This is a genomic window from Enterobacter sp. MG-EB028 (genome assembly GCF_056673305.1).
Genome location: NZ_CP195079.1, coordinates 4,377,923 through 4,397,890, shown reverse-complemented (window position 1 = coordinate 4,397,890; position 19,968 = coordinate 4,377,923). Strand labels below are relative to the sequence as shown.

Genomic DNA, 19,968 nt, shown 5'->3' with positions numbered 1-19,968 from the left:
GGATTAAAACCTAAGTCCCGTGCTCTCTCCAGAGGGGAGAGCACTATAGTAAGGAATATAGCCGTGTCTAAAGAAAAATTTGAACGTACAAAACCGCACGTCAACGTTGGTACTATCGGCCACGTTGACCATGGTAAAACTACCCTGACCGCTGCAATCACTACCGTTCTGGCTAAAACCTACGGTGGTTCTGCTCGTGCATTCGACCAGATCGATAACGCGCCAGAAGAAAAAGCTCGTGGTATCACCATCAACACTTCTCACGTTGAATACGACACCCCGACTCGCCACTACGCACACGTAGACTGCCCAGGCCACGCCGACTATGTTAAAAACATGATCACCGGTGCTGCGCAGATGGACGGCGCGATCCTGGTTGTTGCTGCGACTGACGGCCCAATGCCTCAGACCCGTGAGCACATCCTGCTGGGTCGTCAGGTAGGCGTTCCTTTCATCATCGTGTTCCTGAACAAATGCGACATGGTTGATGACGAAGAGCTGCTGGAACTGGTAGAGATGGAAGTTCGTGAACTGCTGTCTCAGTACGATTTCCCAGGCGACGACACCCCAATCGTTCGTGGTTCCGCGCTGAAAGCGCTGGAAGGCGAAGCAGAGTGGGAAGCGAAAATCATCGAACTGGCTGGCTTCCTGGATTCTTACATCCCAGAACCAGAGCGTGCGATTGACAAGCCATTCCTGCTGCCAATCGAAGACGTATTCTCCATCTCCGGTCGTGGTACCGTTGTTACCGGTCGTGTAGAGCGCGGTATCATCAAAGTTGGTGAAGAAGTTGAAATCGTTGGTATCAAAGAGACTGCGAAGTCTACCTGTACTGGCGTTGAAATGTTCCGCAAACTGCTGGACGAAGGCCGTGCCGGTGAGAACGTTGGTGTTCTGCTGCGTGGTATCAAGCGTGAAGAAATCGAACGTGGTCAGGTTCTGGCGAAGCCAGGCTCAATCAAGCCACACACCAAGTTCGAATCTGAAGTGTACATCCTGTCCAAAGACGAAGGCGGCCGTCATACTCCGTTCTTCAAAGGCTACCGTCCACAGTTCTACTTCCGTACAACTGACGTGACCGGTACCATCGAACTGCCAGAAGGCGTAGAGATGGTAATGCCAGGCGACAACATCAAGATGGTTGTGACTCTGATCCACCCAATCGCGATGGACGACGGTCTGCGTTTCGCAATCCGTGAAGGCGGCCGTACCGTTGGCGCGGGCGTTGTTGCTAAAGTTCTGGGCTAATTAATTATCCCTGAATAAAAAAGGACGCTTCGGCGTCCTTTTTTGTTTTCTACCGTAAAGTCACTGTCATAAAAATTCGCATTATTTGTCCGCTCCCGCCCCGTATTCCGGCGCTTGTGCTATTGTAATCATAACCATTCTCACTTACACTTTGCGCATATTTTGAACGGGAGTCTCTATGTACGTTTGTTTATGTAATGGTGTAAGCGACAAAAAAATACGTCAGGCCGTTCGCCAGTTTCAGCCACAGTCATTCCAGCAGCTTCGCAAGTTTGTTCCGGTGGGAAATCAATGCGGTAAATGCGTTCGCGCAGCGCGTGAGATTATGCAGGACGAACTGATGCAGATCCCGGAATACAAAGAGATCGCGTAAGCGCCCATCTTTTTTTTGACATCCCCGTAGCCCGATCTACGCTTCAATGAGTGGAAGCGGAGGGACTATATAATGAAAGGTGATGTTAAAATCATAAGTTATCTCAATAAATTATTGGGAAATGAGCTTGTCGCAATCAACCAGTATTTTCTCCATGCAAGAATGTTCAAAAACTGGGGTCTTACACGTCTGAATGACGTTGAGTACCATGAATCTATAGATGAGATGAAACACGCTGATAAATATATCGAGCGTATTTTATTTCTTGAAGGTATTCCTAACCTGCAGGATCTCGGCAAGCTGGGCATCGGTGAAGATGTCGAGGAGATGCTGCGTTCTGACCTCAGGCTGGAACTTGAAGGTGCTAAAGACCTTCGTGAAGCCATTGCCTACGCGGACAGCGTTCATGACTATGTGAGCCGCGATATGATGATCGAAATTCTGGCAGACGAGGAAGGTCACATAGACTGGCTGGAGACCGAACTCGATCTTATCGATAAACTCGGTATCCAGAATTATTTACTGGCGCAAATCCGCGAAGAGGAATAACACCGTCTTAAGGTGCTCAGGTTATAAACCAGTAAAAATAGCCGAAGCCGCTCGCCGCCAACGCTGGTCCGAAAGGAATCACTGGCGAAACGTGCGGCTTTTTCACCATTAGCACCAGACCCCAGATGACGCCGATTAGCGACGCCGCCAGCAGGATGACCGGTAAGCTCTGCCAGCCTGTCCAGGCACCTGCTGCCGCAAGCAACTTGAAATCTCCGAACCCCAGTCCCTCTTTATGGCGCAGAAGCCAGACCAGCCAGTAAAGTGCCCATAGAAAAAGATAGCCAGCCGCAGCACCCGTGACCGCATCCTCGCAGGTCACCACGCCACTGTGGAGATTAAACAGCAGGCCAAGCCACAGGAGCGGTAGGGTGAGCGTGTCAGGGAGCAAATAGTAACGGTAATCGATCACGCTCAGGGTCAGCGCAAACCAGAAATAGAGAAAAATCGCCAACGCTAAGACAGGTGAGGTGGGGTGCTGATAAACGCTGTAGATCGATGCCAGCAGGCACAGCGCCTCAAACATCAGATATCGAAAAGGAATTATGCCGCGGCAGTATCGGCAGCGCCCTCTCAGTAGTAGCCAGCTTAGCAATGGGAGGGTGTCCCCCCGTTTCACCACATTATTGCAATGGCTGCAGTGTGAGCCCGGCGACCACAGCGTAAGCCGCGTTTTACCCACATGATCCCTGAGGTCGCGTTGCACGATCATTGGCAACCGGTCAACGACGCGCCCCATCAGGCTACCTGCAGTCAGTCCGATTGCCAGAAACAGTATCAATTGCATCTTATTTTCCTCGGGTGCCCAGCGGAAGCGTCATACGCGTGAGGATAATGCTGCTGTCACCTTGCTTACTGGCGTGAAATTCCAGCGTATCGATGGGAAGCCCCTTTTCAAGTTGCAGCTGCCACAGCCATGACATAAACGCCTCCACGTCGATCGCCGCAGCGGTGACCTCCAGCGTTTCATCCTTCTGACTAATCTTCACCGTGGGGCCTGCCTGTTTTGCATCGGCAACGACTGCATTTACTAAGGTTTTAGCCCCATTGCGTATAGGCAGTAGACCCCGTCCGGAGGCCTGTTTCTCCAGCCAATCCGTGTCGCGCTTCAGCTTTTGACAACGTAGTTGCAGCGTGTCGACGGCGCGAGACAGCGGAAGATAGAGGCCGAAGCTGTACAGGATGAAAGGAGTAAGGACGATTAACGCCACGTACAGTACTCGTTCGTTTCCGTTTTTCTGTGATAGCCAGTTCTTTAAGCGATTAATCATTGCGTAGCGTCCACAATCCTTGTTGATGTTTTTCAATTCGCAGCGATAGTCCTGACGCGTCAGCGGCAATAAATTGTTTGACGGTGGCCTCATCAGGGGCAAAAAGCAAAATCCGTAGCAAACCTTGTTTGCGATCGTAGTCCACGCCCTCAAGCGATAACGTCGGAAACGTCGACATACCCTCATGTAACCGCTGCAGAATCGGGAGCGGTGCGGGAAAGGTGCGTTGCAACTGCGACGGGAGAAAGGCCTTCATGTTGTTTCGGTGCGGGTTGTCGGGTATGTAGCTTTGCCACAGCGCCTGCTGTCGGTTTTTCAATTGCTGTTCAAGAGTATGGAGTTGCCAGTAAAGTCCCGCCTGGGTAAGGAGCGCAACACCAGCGGCCAGCAACACGCAACCGACGGCCACTTTTTTCAGGCGGCCCATGAGAAGTCTCGCCTTGTCGCCATCGGTAACGCGCCCGTGCAGCAGGTTGACTGTGTGGGCTTGAGGATACAGGGCAAGCAGCGGCTGCAGCGCGTGTACGCTATCGTCATGACCGATATTCGTAAGTTGGCCATAACACAACAGCCGCGTGGGTCGATAGTGAGCAAGCAAATGTTCAAGCCAAATGTCGGACAGCCGACAGGCACGCCCTTCGTGTGTTCTGACCAGCCAGGCGTCTTTATCGCGCCAAAGCGTCCAGCCCTCTTCGGTCACAGGCAGTGCGAGCGCGTCGAGCGTCACGTGACAAAGGTTAAAACCGGCATCAAGAAAAGGCATTAACCTGGCCTTGAGCCAGGCGAGATCAATACCCACGACCCTGAGTTCCTCGTTGTGGTGACATAGGATCGTCCAGTGGTGTACTGGTTGCCCCTCATCCAGTGTCTCATCCGCCAGCCACTGTAATTTTTGGGCGGTCAACTCGTAGCCGCTTGTCGGGACGGTTAACGTTCTGAAGGTTGCCTTCTGTACCGGAAGGAGGAGGTGAGTCGGACGGTCTGCCTGTTGGCGCGCCAGCCCCGACAGCGAGGCGCCCGGCTCCAGCGAGTGTATCTCGCAGCGGCTCTGCTCATCATACAGCGTCCATTCCAGAGGGCCATCCGGCGCTTCGGAAAGACGAATGAGTAAAGTAGAAGAGGTCGTTAACATCCTTTTAATCTTCCTCGCCCGCAATGAGCTGGCGCTGATAAATCTTAAACGTGCTGTTTTTGTCGTCATAAAGCAGTGTGGTGATCATTCCGGCGTTCAGTTCGCCCTGTTGGGCGGAAGCGACAATGCGAAAATAGCTGCTGCGGGTGGTCAGTAATTTCTTGACCACGTCCACTAGCGGCCTGGCAGCGCTAAACTCTTTTTGTGCCAGCCAGGTAAATTCGTCCACGCTTTTCCAGCCCCCCTCGGGACGTTTGTTTAGCAATGCTTTGGCATCTTCGACAGTGAGGTCATTACTAAACAGGGCGGCAAGCAGCGGGGCGTCCTCCTCTTTAAGGCGGTTAATATTGATAGAAAGGCTTGAGCTAAACTGGGCGCAAATGTATGGAGACAATTTTTGATAAAGTGCCGGCGTCATTCCTTTTACCCTGCGAACTTCGCTGGGAAGATAAAACAGCTGGTTTGCCGGTAATGGTTTAAGCGCCTCTTGCTGATAGTACTCGTCTTCCGCGCCGTACCGCCGCGGTGTTGTATCTGGGTCTATTGCATCGGCCAGCGAGTCCACAATCTCTCTCGCCTGCATTTTCTCTACTCCTGATTGTTCGAGCAGTGCGGTGAATACGGTGATGCTATAGGGTGGGGTCGCTAACGGTTCTGTCGGAGCTAAGGCCAGCGCATTGAGGTTATAGCAATGCTGAGCGTCTTCATAACGCCAGTTCACCTGCGTGGTGTCGCTGAGGATCCGCTTACCGGCAGGCTCCGGCTTTTCTTCATGAACGGTTTTGCTTTGCAACGCCTTTTGTAGATCTTCACGCGCCTGCGCCTCCGAGTAGAAGAGCGCGTATTTGACCTGCAGCGTATCGTTAATCCTGCGACTTCTCTGCAGCTGTGTCTGGAAGCTTATCGTCATATCAGCCGCCAGTGCGGCCATTAGCGCCATAAATAGCAGAGTTATCAATAGTGCCGATCCCTTTTCACGTTTCATTTCGCCGCCTCCATAAGAGGACTATTTTCCTGCACTTTCGGGAACCAGGGCGGCAGAATGTAGATGCGGCGGATTTGCTCCTGATCCTGTAGCTCAAGCGTGAGGCTGATTGTAGATAGCGTGCCGCCGTCTTCACTGGCCTGGAAGCGGGCGGTGAAATGCGATACGTCATTTAGCATCGGTCTCGGCGGCATCTGCTTATCGCTATCAGCCGTTGGGCGTACGGCGCGATACAGTACGCCATTTTTCACAAACCAGTGGACGGTTACCAGATTGGGCGTGACGTCAAACGGCGCGGTGCTATCCGGTGCCAGCGTCGAAAAGATCATCCCTTCCGTCTCGATAAACATTGGCTGGTTGGTCTGGCGATTATTACGCGGTACATACTGAGTCAGATCGCGGTTGAGCATCCGTTCGGTGCGCTGTAGCGCGTTGAATTTTTCCGCAACCGTCTGTGCCCGTTGGTGCTGTTCCGTCGCCTGTGAGAAAACGAGTGATGCCAGGAAGCTCAACGTGGAGAAAATAGCGATGGCCAGCATGACTTCCAGCAGCGTAAAGCCTGTCTCCTTGCTCATTTTTTTTGCTCCTGAGCAGCCTTGGGCACGGTCCATGAATACAGTTGCCGCGTGCGTCCATCCGGTGATGTCACCTCAATCAGAGTGCGGCCGATTGGTGGCTCTCCCGCGGTGGTCTGGGTCATTTGCCAGCTGAAGTTATAGCCGCTTTGCTCTGCCTGGCCGTGTGCAGGACCCGCTTCAATGAGTGCATTGTCGGCGATCCACAGCGCCAGCGTCTCCTGGCGCAGCGTATCGGTGGCAGTGAGTTGCCATTGCATGCTGCTGAGCAGAGCGATGACAGTAGTGGCCATAATCACCATTGCCAGCAACACCTCAAGCAGCATCATGCCGCTTTGCCGAGGATTCATGGCTGCTCCTGGGCGACCGTCAGCGTCAGCGGAAGGCTACCCTCGCTGGCGAGCGTCAACACCCGGCGACGATCGCTATCCCGGAACGTCAGGGTAAACGGTACCAGCTGGCCGTCGGGTGTAATGACAATTTGCGGCTGTCCGTATTCAGAAGCCGGTGCGATCTCAATGTAAAAACCATCAAGCCAGTGGCCGGTGAGATGTAATGAATCAGCTTTTTCGATCTCGACCCATCTCCAGCCCATGTGGGGATCGTATTTCGGATGCGCGTAAAACCATCCTTCCTGTGTCACACGGATCCCAATGGCAGTGTTTTCCAGCAACGCCTGATCGGTGGCAAATTCCACAATCTGCCGGAAAGCATCCACTTTTTGCCGCAACCTTCCAGTCTCGCTCAGGCGAGCGTTCTGCGAGGAGACGATAATTGATGCCATGACGGCGATAATCGCGACCACCAGCATTACCTCCAGCAGTGTAAATCCTTTTTGCCGCTCCATGCTTAAGGCGTCTTCTTATCGATTTCCCAGTTGTTAATATCATCGGCGGTACCCGTTTCACCGTCCGGCCCCGTTGAACTGATGTCTATAGCGCCATGCTCCCCCGGGCTAATTAACAGGTAATCGTTACCCCACGGATCGGTTGGTAGTCGGCGGATATAGCCGCCCGCGCTGTAGTTTTCCGCACGGGGCGCGAGTGTCGGCGCGGTGATAAGCGCATTTAGACCCTGTTCGGTGGTGGGGTAGCGATGGTTGTCGAGCTTGTACATGTCCAGTGCACTTTCCAGCGCCACAAGATCGCTCACCGCTTTTTGTCGATCCGCCCGGTCTTTGTTGCCCATCAGATTGGGAACAACGAGACTGGCCAGGACACCGAGAATCACGATGACCACCATTAGTTCCATCAGCGTAAAACCCTGCTGTTTATGGCTGTACGTTCTTTCCATTGCCTTTCCTTAGTTCATTAACGAGTTGAGCTGCAAGATGGGTTGCATCACCGATACGACGATAAACAGAACAATCATTGCCATTATAACGATCAGCGCGGGCTCAAAGATGGCCAGCGTTATCGCGATGCGATTTTGTAACTGAACGTCCTGGTTTTCGGTGGCCCGCTGCATGAGCTCGCCGAGCTGACCACTTTTTTCACCCGAGGCAATCATATACAGCATCATGGGCGGGAAAATGGCGGTCTTTTCTAACGAGCGGCAGACGCTGTTTCCCTGCCGTACACTTTCGGCGGCTTCAGCCAGGCGCTGGCGGATCTCCAGATTGCTCACCCCCTCGGCCGCAAGCGACATCCCCTGTAACAGTGGGACACCGCTACCGTTGAGGATGCTTAAGGCGCGCAAATAGCGCGCGCTATTGACGGCGCATACCAGCGGCGCCGTCAGGCGAACGGTGATCAACGCCCGATGAAAACGCAGGCGATTGCCCTTTTTTCGCAGCCAGCGGACAAATAATGTTGCCGCCAGCACGAGGCTTAGCAGGAGTACCGGACCGTAAGTAGACAGCGCTCCACTGATAGCCAGAAGAATGCGGGTTGTAAGCGGTAGGGCGTGCTGCAGATGAACAAACTGTTCGGCGACTTTGGGCACTACCGTTGTGAGCAGAATCGCTACCACCAGGATAGCGACCGTCGTTAACAGGGTGGGGTAGATCAGCGCCTGCATTAGTTTGCCGCGCATCCTCTGTCGTGCTTCGTTGTAATCTGCGAGTCTTTCAAGCACTTTCCCGAGTTGTCCCACCGTTTCCCCCGCTTTTACCAGCGTACAAAATACCGCGTCGAACAGGCGCGGGTGCGATTGCATCGCTGTGGAGAGGGATTGTCCTTCGAGAATGGCCTGGCGTAGTGCGTTAATGATCGTCGATAGATTTTTGTTCTCTTTTTGCTGCTGAATAGCCGCCAGCGCCTCATCCAGTGGTAGTGCGGCGGCGACAAGCGTAGCGAGCTGTCGGGTAAAAAGGGTTAGCTCGCTGTGGCGGATACGTTTGGTTGACCATCGCAACGTCCTCGAGACTTTTTGCGACCGGATTACCTGCGGAAGCAAGCCCTGACCACGCAGCCAGGCGACCACTTCTCGCTCGCTTTGCGCGTCCAGTGTGCCTTTTGTCGCGTTACCCTGAAGGTCTGTTGCCTGCCAGAAAAATTTCATCACAGATTCTCCGGTGTGATCTGCGCTTCCGACGTGACGCGCAAGACCTCTTCAAGCGAGGTGAGCCCTTCAACGGCCACCCGCACGCCGTTAGCAAGCAGGCTGTGGTGCCGCTGCTGGCGAAGCTGTTCCAGCCGCTGTTCGTTTGCCTCTTCATGGATCGCAGCGCGCAGTTCAGATGTAATCAGCAACAGCTCGTGGATGGCCAGCCGCCCGTGATAGCCGCTGTGGCGGCAGGCCGGACACCCCTTTGCTTGCCAGAGTTGCCTGGCGTTAGCCCCTTGCGCCTGCAGCAGTGCCCGCTGTGCATCAGTGAGGGGATGCGACGTTTTACAATGCGGGCACAGTCGCCGCACCAGCCGCTGCGCAATAATGCCCACCAGCGAGGAGGAGAGTAAAAACGGCTCAATGTTCATATCCCGCAGGCGGGTGATTGCACCTGCGGCGCTATTGGTGTGTAACGTCGATAAGACAAGGTGGCCTGTCAGCGAGGCCTGTACTGCAATCTGGGCAGTTTCACCATCGCGTATCTCACCCACCATCACCACATCCGGATCCTGACGCAGGATGGCGCGAAGCCCGCGGGCAAAAGACATATCCACACGGCTGTTCACCTGCGTCTGACCAATACCCTCCAGTTCGTATTCGATTGGATCTTCAACCGTGAGAATATTGCGCCCCGGATTATTCAGTGCGGAGAGGATGGCGTAGAGCGTGGTGCTCTTACCTGAGCCCGTCGGCCCGGTGACCAGGATTATGCCGTGCGGCAGGGCGATCAGGCGTTTAAGATTGTCGGCATCGTCGGGCGACATATCCAGCCTGTCGATGGAAAGCCGCAGGCTGCTTTTATCCAGCAGGCGAAGCACCACGCGTTCACCGTGCTGAGAGGGGAGGGTTGAGACTCGGACGTCAATGTTACGATGACCAATCTTTAGTGTGATACGCCCGTCCTGAGGCAAACGTTTCTCGGCGATATCCAGTTTCGCCATCACCTTAATGCGCGAGATGAGCAGCGAGGCTAGTTTTTTATTAGGCTGAACAACGGGATGCAAGACGCCGTCCACACGAAAGCGAATGCTCATTGTCTTTTCAAACACTTCGATGTGGATATCGGAAGCATGTTCTTTAATTGCTTCGCCCAGTACGGCGTTGATAAGCCGGATTACGGGCGCGTCAGACTCTTCATTGAGGAGGTCTTCGTTTGTAGGTATCTCCTCCGAGAGTGCATTAAGGTCGTCCGAGTTATTGAGATCTTCAGCGATCAGCTGGGCGGTACCACTGTCCTGTTGGAAAATCTGCTCCAGTCTCTCTTCAAACTGCTGCGGTGACAGGCGAGTGAATGTTCGACATTCCACCCCAGAAGTGGCGGCGTCCAGTAGCGGCTCTAACTGCGTATCATCGGCATAGATCAGCTCGCCGTGATGGATAACGACTCCCTGCTGCTGCGCCTTTCGCCAGGTGAGCTGTGTCATTTTTCGTCCGGGCCGCTAAAAGGATTGCTGGTGCGCGGGTTAGCCGGTTTGTCGAAAATGTGGCTATCTAGCTGCTCAATATCATCGACGCCTGGCAGTGTGCCGTCACGTTTTGTCTTCCGTTCTTTTTGCAGATCGCTGAAGCGTGAGTATTTCTCTTGCGAGAGCGAACGATACACATCGTCACTGCGAATGATGGTAGGACGGATAAACACCATCAGATTGCGTTTGCTCTTTTCATTGGAGGTATAACGGAACAACTGTCCAATCAACGGGATGTCGCCCAGCAGCGGGACCTTAGAGACTTCTTGCTTACTGGCATCATCCATCAAGCCGCCAAGCACCACCGTTTCGCCGCTTTTCACCAGAACCGCGTTCTGGATAGTACGCGTATTAAAGGTTGGGCCGAGCGATGACGAGTTTGCGGAGGAGTCAACGCTTGATACCTCCTGCTCAATCTCCATCAGTACGGCATCGCCTTCGTTGATTTGTGGTGTTACCTTCAGCTTGGTGCCCACCGTTTTACGTTCAACCGTGTTGAACACGTTATCGCCGGAGGTGGTTTGTGAGCCAGAAAGCACCGGCACATCCTGACCGACGTTGAAGGAGGCTTCTTTGTTATCCAGAGTGACAATGCTCGGCGTGGATAAAATATCGTTCTTATTATCGGAGCTCAGCGCAGTAAGGAGCACTGCCCAGTCGCCGTTGAAGAAGCCAGCTGCCAGGCCGCTATAGTTGCTGAAGAGATTGTAAGCGGGGTTATCGCTGGTAATACCACCCTGTTTTTTAAATTCATCGATCCCCTGCGCGGCGTTAAATATCGGCAGGCCCGAATTGCTGAACTGCTGGGCACCGACGTTTTTATTCGCCCATTGCACGCCAAGGTTCATTCCTTTCCCGTCCTGTACTTCAACGATAATCGCTTCGACAAGAACCTGAGCGCGGCGGATATCCAGTTTCTCAATGACCGGCGCCAGCTGCTGCAGTATGCTCTGATTGGCCGTGATTACCAGCGAGTTGGTCTGCTCATCCGCAGTTATAGAAACGGAGGTATTGCTGTCGGCCGTTTTTCCCGCTGCGCTTTTATCCTCTTTTAGCTTTTGTGAAATGCCGGTCAGTACCTCGACCAGCTTCTCGGCTTTGGCATACTTCAGATACCAGACGCGGGTATTCCCCTGTCCCTGTTCTTCGCGATCCAGTCTGGAAGCCAGTTGCGAGATACGCGCACGTGCACGGTCAGAGCCGCTGATGATAAGGGTATTGCTGCGTTTGTCGGCAACAATACGTGCCTGTAACGTGGCGGGTCTGGTCTCTTTGCCGCTCTCGCGTGATAGATCGTTTAACACGTCTGCCAGGTCGACAGCGGAGGCATAGCGAAGGGGGATTATTTGTTCTTTCTCGCTGCCCATGACGTCTACCCGCTTTACGACCTCAAACAGACGATTAACGGTAGATGCTTTACCGGTGATGATGAGTACATTCGATGGTTCATAATGAACCACATTACCCACCTTACCGCCTTCGAGCATCTGGCGAAGAAGAGGTGAGAGCGCGCGTGCAGGAACATTTTCCAGCGGCACAATGCGTGTCACTAATTCATCGCCCTGACCTGGTCGGTCGCTAGACGAAAGCCTGCCGGGCAGCGCTTTGACCTTTTCCGAACGTACGACCTTTAAAAAACCGTTATCGAGCGTGATGATAGAGAATCCATACAGATCGAGGACGCTCAAGAAAAATTGATAATACTCGGCTTCATTGAAGGTATCGGCGCTTCTGATTGAGATGGTGGCTTTCACATCGGGATCTATAAGAATGGTTTTACCGATGTTTTGCCCGACGACATCGACAAAAGAACGGATATCCGCGTCGTTAAAATTGGCCGTGTAATTGGCAGCCTGCGCCGGTTGGCCGCATAGGGAGATCAACAGTACGAGTGAAATGCTCTTTAAAAGAAAGCGGGGCGTAATTCGCTCCATTTAGTTTTCCTTAACATCCTGGAACTGCGTATTAGAGTGTGGATTATCAGTCAATGCAGGCGTTGAGGCGCGCGCCAGGTTCTCGTGAGATGCGGATTTCAGCAGCGATAATTGCTTTATCTTTCCTGCACGAGAAAAAATTACCTGATTTTTCGTAATCGCAACGATGTGTACTGATGGCTCCGAACGTAGCGACTGATTTATCGCATAAATATTCTGCTGCGATCCTTCTTTGAGGATAGCTCGTGAGGCGTCATTGTGAGAGCTAAATATAATTCCGCTCAATATTACCCCTGATAAAAAAACATCTAAGTGACTTTTCGTTGCGGCAGGCTGGAAAACTGCCGCAGGCTGCGCGGAGAGACGCCAGGCCTGTGTAGAGGGCGTACGTAAAAACGGCAAGGCAATCTGCGACTCTTGCGCTAATTGTCGATTATTATGCCATTTACTATACGAAATATAGATTGAACTAAATGTGATCATGATGCTGATGAATATTAATAAAACAAATGTATGCTGTAAAAGCTGCTCATGCTTCAGGAATATGTTCTTTGTAATCATGATGACTTTATTAAAATGCTGTGGCGTAATTCTGCTTCACTGTTAATATGCTGGATAATATAATTGCGCCGGTGAGGCGGCAAGATATTTACTTTGCTGACAGTCATTTTAGGAAAACGATAATATACAATTATGTGATTATTCATGGATGAAATAAATAATATTCTTACTCCTCGGCAGAAACATATTATTTCTTATGGTCTCGAAACCCTGCAACGCGAGGCGTGGCTCGCCATCGAAGGGATAAGCGGCGCAGGGAAAACCACTATTGGATTGGCTATGGCGAGGTCTTTTGCCGGACGTGCGCTGATGCTTACTCCCGTCAACGTTAGCGGATACCGACAGGAATGGACGGTGATTTATGACAGCGAGGCCGACTGCAATCTGATTGGACGGTTACTTCCGGTTACTGCGGCGTGGCCCAGCCTTCTGAGCGAATTGCATACCGGATCGGAAGGAGCGCTTCTGATTGTTCTCGACAATTGTCATTGCCTCACGCATTTTGCTAGCACGGTCCAGCAGGTTAAGGCTATTTTTCCTGGCGCACGTTTCGTTACGTTGGGAGCGTTTACCCCCCGGCAGCGTCGTCAAGCGGTATGCAGACAGCCTGTGTGGTTGTCTATCCCTCAACCCACTCGGGAGGAGAGTGAGCACGTTATCGTCTGTCATGCTGGTATAGATTCTGCGTTACCGGTGTCGTTTATTAACCGGATCGCCAGCGTAAGTAGGGGAAATCTTCGTCTGTTGGCAAGAGCCGGATGGTGTCTTCGCCAGGTTATACCCCCTGATGCAGCGTTTCCGCTGGAGATAACCCAGGATGCACAACGAGCGGTACTCCGTTGTTTACCCGCACGTCGTAATCGTCTGGCGTGTTTCTTTACATTCGTTCTGCTGGCTACTGCGGGGATGGCCGTAGGCTGGTCTTCTGCCAATACCTTATCCCACTGGTTTCCGACATTTTCATCGCCGTTTCTGGTTTTGCCTTCGCATGCTGACGCCAGCCAGGTCGATCTGACAGATGAGATCATGTCGACTCAGGATGCGATGGGACTTTTGTATCACGTCTGGGGCTACGATGCCGAAAAGGGAGAAGCGTGGTGCGATCAGGCCTACCGTGCAAATTTAACCTGCCTGTCGGGTACTTCGACGCAGGAGGCGCTGGAGAAACTGGGGGTTCCGTGGATTGCGCAACTGCACGTTGCTGAAAAGATCGTACCGGTGGTAATTATCGGCGTAAGCGACAGCGAGCTTATTGCATTGGCGGGGCAAAAAACCTGGCGCCTCAGAAAGGATTGGTTTAACGAGGTCTGGCGCGGGCATTACACCTTAATGTGGAAACTGTCTCCCGACGGCAAGTCTATGATTACCCGCAAAAGCAGCGTCGACGACATTCTATGGCTGGATATCATGCTTAGCCGCGTGCTGAATACCGAGGCCGAGAATACTGGTGAATGGACGGGGCTGCTCACCGAAAAGGTACGCCAGTTTCAGTCTCAAAACCACCTGGTAACCGACGGCATGATCGGCCAGGGGACGCTGATACGGCTTTGGCAGGCGTTGGGTGAAAGCCCCGAATTACTTCGGGAACAGGAGACGAAATGATGTTCAGACTCTATTGCTCGGCCCGGCAGGTGGCTTTTGAGCCTGCGCCGGGGCACCAGCGTCGCACGCTAGTTCGCCTCGCACTCATGTTTATCGGCAGCATCGGCTATCTTTTCCTCTTTATTCTGGCGGGCTATTACGTGCGCAACTGGCTCTGGTGCTCGCCGTCAATCACTCCAGCAGCACAACATTATGTCCTTTCGAAGGAGCATTTCATCTATAAACAAAAGCCGCTGCCGGAACCTGTGCCTGAAGAGAATGAGGAGGAGGCTGACTCGGCCGCTGCTCAAACAGACGAGGACGAGGCTGATGAAGATGTATCTACTTACAACAGGCAGCATGATAACACCTCGCTTGAGGCGCGGGTAAAGCAGGCGATGGCAGAAATTGACAGTAAGTAAGCCCGGCTAACCCGTGGTTGATTATTATCGACACAGTTAGCTTGCAATAATGCGGCAAATACGTATAATGCGCGGGCTTGTCGTAATTGACGGCGGGTTCAATCAGAACCAGAGTAGCTCATTTTGTTACTCAACAATGCTCCCAATTGGGGAGCTACGTAAGAACGGTTACACTCTCCCATCAATCGTAATGGGTTTGAGGAGTAATCATTTTCGTTTATAAAATAATTGGAGCTCTGGTCTCATGCAGAACCAAAGAATCCGTATCCGCCTTAAAGCGTTTGATCATCGTCTGATCGATCAATCAACCGCGGAAATCGTCGAGACTGCTAAGCGCACTGGTGCGCAAGTCCGTGGTCCGATCCCGCTGCCGACCCGCAAAGAGCGCTTCACCGTTCTGATCTCCCCGCACGTCAACAAAGACGCGCGCGATCAGTACGAAATCCGCACTCACAAGCGTCTGGTTGACATCGTTGAGCCAACTGAGAAAACCGTTGATGCTCTGATGCGTCTGGATCTGGCTGCCGGTGTAGACGTGCAGATCAGCCTGGGTTAATCAGGTCATCGAGCGATTGAGAGGTTGAAACAATGATTGGTTTAGTCGGTAAAAAAGTGGGTATGACCCGCATCTTCACTGAAGATGGCGTTTCTATCCCAGTAACCGTAATCGAAGTTGAAGCAAACCGCGTTACTCAGGTTAAAGATCTGGCTAACGATGGCTACCGCGCTATTCAGGTTACCACTGGTGCTAAAAAAGCTAACCGTGTAACCAAACCAGAAGCGGGTCACTTCGCTAAAGCTGGCGTAGAAGCTGGCCGTGGTCTGTGGGAATTCCGTCTTGCTGAAGGCGAAGAGTTCACCGTAGGTCAGGACATTAGCGTTGAGCTGTTTGCTGACGTTAAAAAAGTTGACGTAACCGGTACCTCTAAAGGTAAAGGTTTTGCTGGTACCGTTAAGCGCTGGAACTTCCGTACCCAGGACGCTACTCACGGTAACTCCTTGTCTCACCGCGTTCCGGGTTCTATCGGTCAGAACCAGACTCCGGGCAAAGTGTTCAAAGGCAAGAAAATGGCAGGTCAGCTGGGTAACGAACGTGTAACCGTTCAGAGCCTGGACGTAGTACGTGTTGACGCTGAGCGCAACCTGCTGCTGGTTAAAGGTGCGGTCCCGGGTGCAACCGGTAGCGACCTGATCGTTAAACCAGCTGTGAAGGCGTAAGGGGATAGCAATGGAATTAGTATTGAAAGACGCGCAGAGCGCGCTGACTGTTTCCGAAACTACCTTCGGTCGTGATTTCAACGAAGCGCTGGTTCACCAGGTTGTTGTTGCTTATGCAGCTGGTGCTCGTCAGGGTACTCGTGCTCAGAAGACTCGTGCTGAAGTAACTGGTTCTGGCAAAAAGCCATGGCGCCAGAAAGGTACCGGCCGTGCGCGTTCAGGTTCTATCAAGAGCCCGATCTGGCGTTCAGGTGGCGTGACCTTCGCTGCGCGTCCACAGGACCACAGTCAAAAAGTTAACAAAAAGATGTACCGCGGCGCGCTGAAAAGCATCCTGTCCGAACTGGTACGTCAGGATCGTCTGATCGTTGTCGAGAAGTTCTCTGTTGAAGCGCCTAAAACTAAGCTGCTGGCACAGAAACTGAAAGACATGGCTCTGGAAGATGTGCTGATCATCACCGGTGAGCTGGACGAGAACCTGTTCCTGGCCGCACGTAACCTGCACAAGGTTGACGTACGCGATGCGACTGGTATCGACCCGGTTAGCCTGATCGCCTTCGACAAAGTCGTAATGACTGCTGATGCTGTTAAGCAAGTTGAGGAGATGCTGGCATGATTCGTGAAGAACGTCTGCTGAAGGTGCTTCGCGCACCGCACGTTTCTGAAAAAGCGTCTACTGCGATGGAAAAAACAAACACCATCGTTCTCAAAGTTGCTAAAGACGCGACCAAAGCAGAGATCAAAGCTGCTGTGCAGAAACTGTTTGAAGTCGAAGTCGAAGTCGTTAACACCCTGGTAGTTAAAGGGAAAGTTAAACGTCACGGACAGCGTATCGGTCGTCGTAGCGACTGGAAAAAAGCTTACGTCACCCTGAAAGAAGGCCAGAATCTGGACTTCGTTGGCGGCGCTGAGTAAGTCGGAGGAGTAATACAATGGCAGTTGTTAAATGTAAACCGACATCTCCGGGTCGTCGCCACGTAGTTAAAGTGGTTAACCCTGAGCTGCACAAGGGCAAACCTTTTGCTCCGTTGCTGGAAAAAAACAGCAAATCCGGTGGTCGTAACAACAATGGCCGTATCACCACTCGTCACATCGGTGGTGGCCACAAGCAGGCTTATCGTATTGTTGACTTCAAACGCAACAAAGACGGTATCCCAGCAGTTGTTGAGCGTCTTGAGTACGATCCGAACCGTTCCGCGAACATCGCGCTGGTTCTGTACAAAGATGGCGAGCGCCGTTACATCCTGGCCCCTAAAGGCCTGAAAGCTGGCGACCAGATTCAGTCTGGCGTTGATGCTGCAATCAAAGCAGGCAACACCCTGCCGATGCGCAATATCCCGGTTGGTTCTACCGTTCATAACGTAGAAATGAAACCAGGTAAAGGCGGTCAGCTGGCACGTTCCGCTGGTACTTACGTTCAGATCGTTGCGCGTGATGGTGCTTATGTCACCCTGCGTCTGCGTTCTGGTGAAATGCGTAAAGTTGAAGCAGACTGCCGCGCTACTCTGGGCGAAGTTGGCAATGCTGAGCATATGCTGCGCGTTCTGGGTAAAGCTGGTGCTGCACGCTGGCGTGGTGTTCGTCCTACCGTTCGCGGTACTGCGATGAACCCAGTCGATCACCCACATGGTGGTGGTGAAGGTCGTAACTTTGGTAAGCACCCGGTAACTCCGTGGGGCGTTCAGACCAAAGGTAAGAAGACCCGCAGCAACAAGCGTACTGATAAATTTATCGTACGTCGCCGTAGCAAATAATTTTAGAGGATAAGCCATGCCACGTTCTCTCAAGAAAGGTCCTTTTATTGACCTGCACTTGCTGAAGAAGGTAGAGAAAGCGGTGGAAAGCGGAGACAAGAAGCCCCTGCGCACTTGGTCCCGTCGTTCAACGATCTTTCCTAACATGATCGGTTTGACCATCGCTGTCCATAATGGTCGTCAGCACGTTCCAGTCTTTGTTACCGACGAAATGGTTGGTCACAAACTGGGTGAATTCGCACCGACTCGTACTTATCGCGGCCACGCTGCTGATAAAAAAGCGAAGAAGAAATAAGGTAGGAGGAAGAGATGGAAACTTTAGCTCAACATCGCCATGCTCGTTCTTCTGCACAGAAGGTTCGCCTTGTTGCTGACCTGATTCGCGGTAAGAAAGTGTCGCAGGCCCTGGACATCCTGACCTATACCAACAAGAAAGCTGCGGTATTGGTCAAGAAAGTACTGGAATCTGCCATTGCTAACGCTGAACACAACGATGGCGCTGACATCGACGATCTGAAAGTCGCGAAAATTTTCGTAGATGAAGGCCCAAGCATGAAGCGCATTATGCCGCGTGCGAAAGGTCGTGCAGATCGCATCCTGAAGCGCACCAGCCACATTACTGTGGTTGTGTCCGATCGCTGAGACTCTGGAGACTAGCAATGGGTCAGAAAGTACATCCTAATGGTATTCGCCTGGGTATTGTAAAACCATGGAACTCTACCTGGTTTGCGAACACCAAAGAATTCGCTGACAACCTGGACAGCGATTTTAAAGTACGTCAGTACCTGACTAAGGAACTGGCTAAAGCGTCTGTATCTCGTATCGTTATCGAGCGTCCAGCTAAGAGCATCCGTGTGACTATTCACACTGCTCGTCCTGGCATCGTTATCGGTAAGAAAGGCGAAGACGTAGAAAAACTGCGCAAGGTCGTAGCGGATATCGCTGGCGTTCCTGCACAGATCAATATCGCTGAAGTTCGTAAGCCTGAACTGGACGCTAAATTGGTTGCTGACAGCATCACTTCTCAGCTGGAACGTCGTGTTATGTTCCGTCGTGCTATGAAGCGTGCTGTACAGAACGCAATGCGTCTGGGCGCTAAGGGTATCAAAGTTGAAGTTAGCGGCCGTCTGGGCGGCGCGGAAATCGCACGTACCGAATGGTACCGTGAAGGTCGCGTACCGCTGCACACTCTGCGTGCTGACATCGACTACAACACCTCTGAAGCGCACACCACTTACGGTGTAATCGGCGTTAAGGTATGGATCTTCAAAGGTGAGATCCTGGGTGGTATGGCTGCTGTTGAACAACCGGAAAAACCGGCTGCTCAACCTAAAAAGCAGCAGCGTAAAGGCCGTAAATAAGGAGCGTCGCTGATGTTACAACCAAAGCGTACAAAATTCCGTAAAGTGCACAAAGGCCGCAACCGTGGTCTGGCGCAGGGTACGGATGTTAGCTTCGGCACTTTCGGTCTGAAAGCTGTTGGCCGTGGTCGTCTGACTGCACGTCAGATCGAAGCAGCACGTCGTGCAATGACCCGTGCAGTTAAGCGTCAAGGTAAGATCTGGATCCGTGTATTCCCGGACAAACCGATCACCGAGAAGCCGCTGGAAGTTCGTATGGGTAAAGGTAAAGGTAACGTGGAGTACTGGGTTGCCTTGATCCAACCGGGCAAAGTCCTTTATGAAATGGACGGTGTTCCGGAAGAGCTGGCCCGTGAAGCCTTCGGCCTGGCAGCAGCGAAACTGCCTATCAAAACCACCTTTGTAACTAAGACGGTGATGTAATGAAAGCAAAAGAGCTGCGTGAAAAAAGCGTTGAAGAGCTGAACGCTGAGCTGCTGAACCTGCTGCGTGAGCAGTTCAACCTGCGTATGCAGGCTGCAAGTGGCCAGCTGCAACAGACTCACCTGCTGAAGCAAGTGCGTCGCAATGTTGCACGCGTTAAGACTTTACTGACTCAGAAGGCGGGTGCGTAATGACCGATAAAATCCGTACTCTGCAAGGTCGTGTTGTTAGCGACAAAATGGAGAAATCCATTGTTGTAGCTATCGAACGTATTGTGAAACACCCGATCTACGGTAAATTCATCAAGCGTACGACCAAACTGCACGTACATGACGAGAACAACGAATGTGGTATCGGCGACAAGGTTGAAATCCGTGAATGCCGTCCACTGTCCAAGACTAAGTCCTGGACGCTGGTTCGCGTTGTAGAGAAAGCGGTTCTGTAATACAGTACGCCTTCTCAATACGAATAAACGGCTCAGCGATGAGCCGTTTATTTTTTCTACCCATATTGCAGAAGCGGTGTTATAATGCCGCGCCCTCGATATGGGGCTTTTTAACGGCTC

At 52.3% G+C, this 19,968-nt stretch carries 28 protein-coding genes; 16 read left to right on the top strand and 12 right to left on the bottom strand.

Annotation, left to right across the window (positions count from 1 at the left end; all coding sequences use genetic code 11):
* The first annotated feature begins 63 nt into the window (after window positions 1-63).
* From tuf to bfr, 3 genes are all read left to right on the top strand, one after another.
* Window positions 64-1,248 carry an elongation factor Tu gene (tuf, locus tag ACR42C_RS20950; RefSeq protein WP_014068448.1) on the top strand — a complete coding sequence of 395 codons (1,185 nt, stop codon included), beginning with the start codon at window positions 64-66 and terminating at the stop codon, window positions 1,246-1,248.
* Between the two features lie 178 nt (window positions 1,249-1,426).
* Window positions 1,427-1,621, top strand: a complete 195-nt coding sequence (bfd, locus tag ACR42C_RS20945; RefSeq protein WP_008503493.1) for a bacterioferritin-associated ferredoxin — start codon at window positions 1,427-1,429, stop codon at window positions 1,619-1,621.
* A 72-nt stretch (window positions 1,622-1,693) separates the two neighbouring features.
* Window positions 1,694-2,170 (top strand): bacterioferritin, encoded by a 477-nt coding sequence (bfr, locus tag ACR42C_RS20940; protein ID WP_233003706.1) that lies wholly within the window; start codon window positions 1,694-1,696, stop codon window positions 2,168-2,170.
* Between the two features lie 16 nt (window positions 2,171-2,186).
* Here bfr and ACR42C_RS20935 read toward each other — a convergent pair whose 3' ends face one another.
* The 12 genes from ACR42C_RS20935 to ACR42C_RS20880 are packed head-to-tail and all read right to left on the bottom strand — an operon-like array spanning window position 2,187 to window position 12,644.
* Window positions 2,187-2,957 carry a prepilin peptidase gene (locus tag ACR42C_RS20935; protein ID WP_316380263.1) on the bottom strand — a complete coding sequence of 257 codons (771 nt, stop codon included), beginning with the start codon at window positions 2,955-2,957 and terminating at the stop codon, window positions 2,187-2,189.
* A 1-nt stretch (window position 2,958) separates the two neighbouring features.
* The gene (gene gspM, locus ACR42C_RS20930) at window positions 2,959-3,441 is read right to left on the bottom strand and encodes a type II secretion system protein GspM (protein WP_479984516.1); all 483 of its coding nucleotides are present in this window, start codon (window positions 3,439-3,441) and stop codon (window positions 2,959-2,961) included.
* Complete coding sequence (gene gspL / locus ACR42C_RS20925; protein WP_316380265.1) at window positions 3,434-4,573, bottom strand: type II secretion system protein GspL; 1,140 nt, start codon at window positions 4,571-4,573, stop codon at window positions 3,434-3,436. The genes gspM and gspL overlap by 8 nt, the downstream gene beginning before the upstream one ends.
* A gap of 4 nt (window positions 4,574-4,577) precedes the next feature.
* Window positions 4,578-5,558 carry a type II secretion system minor pseudopilin GspK gene (gene gspK / locus ACR42C_RS20920; RefSeq protein ID WP_316380266.1) on the bottom strand — a complete coding sequence of 327 codons (981 nt, stop codon included), beginning with the start codon at window positions 5,556-5,558 and terminating at the stop codon, window positions 4,578-4,580.
* A complete protein-coding gene (locus ACR42C_RS20915; protein ID WP_233003702.1) occupies window positions 5,555-6,133 on the bottom strand; it encodes a PulJ/GspJ family protein in 579 nt (192 codons plus the stop codon). Before ACR42C_RS20915 ends, gspK begins: the two co-directional genes overlap by 4 nt.
* On the bottom strand, window positions 6,130-6,483 hold the full coding sequence (gspI, locus tag ACR42C_RS20910) for a type II secretion system minor pseudopilin GspI (RefSeq protein WP_479984515.1): 354 nt from the start codon (window positions 6,481-6,483) through the stop codon (window positions 6,130-6,132). The genes ACR42C_RS20915 and gspI overlap by 4 nt, the downstream gene beginning before the upstream one ends.
* Window positions 6,480-6,980, bottom strand: coding sequence for a type II secretion system minor pseudopilin GspH (gspH, locus tag ACR42C_RS20905; protein ID WP_479984514.1), 501 nt, complete (start codon window positions 6,978-6,980; stop codon window positions 6,480-6,482). Before gspH ends, gspI begins: the two co-directional genes overlap by 4 nt.
* Before the next feature lie 2 nt (window positions 6,981-6,982).
* Window positions 6,983-7,426 (bottom strand): type II secretion system major pseudopilin GspG, encoded by a 444-nt coding sequence (gspG, locus tag ACR42C_RS20900; protein ID WP_233003699.1) that lies wholly within the window; start codon window positions 7,424-7,426, stop codon window positions 6,983-6,985.
* A 9-nt stretch (window positions 7,427-7,435) separates the two neighbouring features.
* On the bottom strand, window positions 7,436-8,635 hold the full coding sequence (gene gspF / locus ACR42C_RS20895; protein ID WP_479985214.1) for a type II secretion system inner membrane protein GspF: 1,200 nt from the start codon (window positions 8,633-8,635) through the stop codon (window positions 7,436-7,438).
* Entirely contained in the window at window positions 8,635-10,107 is a 1,473-nt protein-coding gene (gspE, locus tag ACR42C_RS20890) for a type II secretion system ATPase GspE (protein WP_320719749.1), read from the bottom strand. The genes gspF and gspE overlap by 1 nt, the downstream gene beginning before the upstream one ends.
* Window positions 10,104-12,083 carry a type II secretion system secretin GspD gene (gspD, locus tag ACR42C_RS20885; RefSeq protein WP_479984513.1) on the bottom strand — a complete coding sequence of 660 codons (1,980 nt, stop codon included), beginning with the start codon at window positions 12,081-12,083 and terminating at the stop codon, window positions 10,104-10,106. Before gspD ends, gspE begins: the two co-directional genes overlap by 4 nt.
* A complete protein-coding gene (locus tag ACR42C_RS20880; protein ID WP_479984512.1) occupies window positions 12,084-12,644 on the bottom strand; it encodes a type II secretion system protein N in 561 nt (186 codons plus the stop codon). It abuts the gene before it with no gap.
* A gap of 144 nt (window positions 12,645-12,788) precedes the next feature.
* Here ACR42C_RS20880 and ACR42C_RS20875 point away from each other — a divergent pair, with 144 nt between their 5' ends.
* The 13 genes from ACR42C_RS20875 to rpsQ all read left to right on the top strand — a co-directional run bounded on the left by ACR42C_RS20875 (window position 12,789) and on the right by rpsQ (window position 19,848).
* Window positions 12,789-14,246, top strand: coding sequence for a peptidoglycan-binding domain-containing protein (locus ACR42C_RS20875; protein ID WP_479984511.1), 1,458 nt, complete (start codon window positions 12,789-12,791; stop codon window positions 14,244-14,246).
* A complete protein-coding gene (locus ACR42C_RS20870) occupies window positions 14,243-14,647 on the top strand; it encodes a hypothetical protein (protein WP_395313386.1) in 405 nt (134 codons plus the stop codon). Before ACR42C_RS20875 ends, ACR42C_RS20870 begins: the two co-directional genes overlap by 4 nt.
* Window positions 14,648-14,891: 244 nt before the next feature.
* Window positions 14,892-15,203 carry a 30S ribosomal protein S10 gene (gene rpsJ, locus ACR42C_RS20865; protein WP_001181005.1) on the top strand — a complete coding sequence of 104 codons (312 nt, stop codon included), beginning with the start codon at window positions 14,892-14,894 and terminating at the stop codon, window positions 15,201-15,203.
* A 32-nt stretch (window positions 15,204-15,235) separates the two neighbouring features.
* Entirely contained in the window at window positions 15,236-15,865 is a 630-nt protein-coding gene (gene rplC, locus ACR42C_RS20860; RefSeq protein ID WP_003863274.1) for a 50S ribosomal protein L3, read from the top strand.
* 10 nt (window positions 15,866-15,875) lie between these two features.
* A complete protein-coding gene (gene rplD / locus ACR42C_RS20855) occupies window positions 15,876-16,481 on the top strand; it encodes a 50S ribosomal protein L4 (RefSeq protein ID WP_000424395.1) in 606 nt (201 codons plus the stop codon).
* The gene (gene rplW / locus ACR42C_RS20850; RefSeq protein WP_000617546.1) at window positions 16,478-16,780 is read left to right on the top strand and encodes a 50S ribosomal protein L23; all 303 of its coding nucleotides are present in this window, start codon (window positions 16,478-16,480) and stop codon (window positions 16,778-16,780) included. Before rplD ends, rplW begins: the two co-directional genes overlap by 4 nt.
* A gap of 17 nt (window positions 16,781-16,797) precedes the next feature.
* Window positions 16,798-17,619 (top strand): 50S ribosomal protein L2, encoded by an 822-nt coding sequence (rplB, locus tag ACR42C_RS20845; RefSeq protein WP_000301859.1) that lies wholly within the window; start codon window positions 16,798-16,800, stop codon window positions 17,617-17,619.
* A 16-nt stretch (window positions 17,620-17,635) separates the two neighbouring features.
* Window positions 17,636-17,914, top strand: a complete 279-nt coding sequence (gene rpsS / locus ACR42C_RS20840; protein WP_001138117.1) for a 30S ribosomal protein S19 — start codon at window positions 17,636-17,638, stop codon at window positions 17,912-17,914.
* Between the two features lie 14 nt (window positions 17,915-17,928).
* Window positions 17,929-18,261: a 50S ribosomal protein L22 gene (gene rplV, locus ACR42C_RS20835; RefSeq protein WP_002919773.1), complete on the top strand. Its 333-nt coding sequence runs from the start codon at window positions 17,929-17,931 to the stop codon at window positions 18,259-18,261.
* Between the two features lie 17 nt (window positions 18,262-18,278).
* Entirely contained in the window at window positions 18,279-18,980 is a 702-nt protein-coding gene (gene rpsC / locus ACR42C_RS20830; protein ID WP_000529945.1) for a 30S ribosomal protein S3, read from the top strand.
* Between the two features lie 12 nt (window positions 18,981-18,992).
* Window positions 18,993-19,403 (top strand): 50S ribosomal protein L16, encoded by a 411-nt coding sequence (gene rplP, locus ACR42C_RS20825; RefSeq protein WP_002919759.1) that lies wholly within the window; start codon window positions 18,993-18,995, stop codon window positions 19,401-19,403.
* Window positions 19,403-19,594 carry a 50S ribosomal protein L29 gene (gene rpmC, locus ACR42C_RS20820; RefSeq protein ID WP_003863282.1) on the top strand — a complete coding sequence of 64 codons (192 nt, stop codon included), beginning with the start codon at window positions 19,403-19,405 and terminating at the stop codon, window positions 19,592-19,594. The genes rplP and rpmC overlap by 1 nt, the downstream gene beginning before the upstream one ends.
* Window positions 19,594-19,848 carry a 30S ribosomal protein S17 gene (gene rpsQ, locus ACR42C_RS20815; protein WP_008503489.1) on the top strand — a complete coding sequence of 85 codons (255 nt, stop codon included), beginning with the start codon at window positions 19,594-19,596 and terminating at the stop codon, window positions 19,846-19,848. The genes rpmC and rpsQ overlap by 1 nt, the downstream gene beginning before the upstream one ends.
* Window positions 19,849-19,968 lie beyond the last annotated feature (120 nt).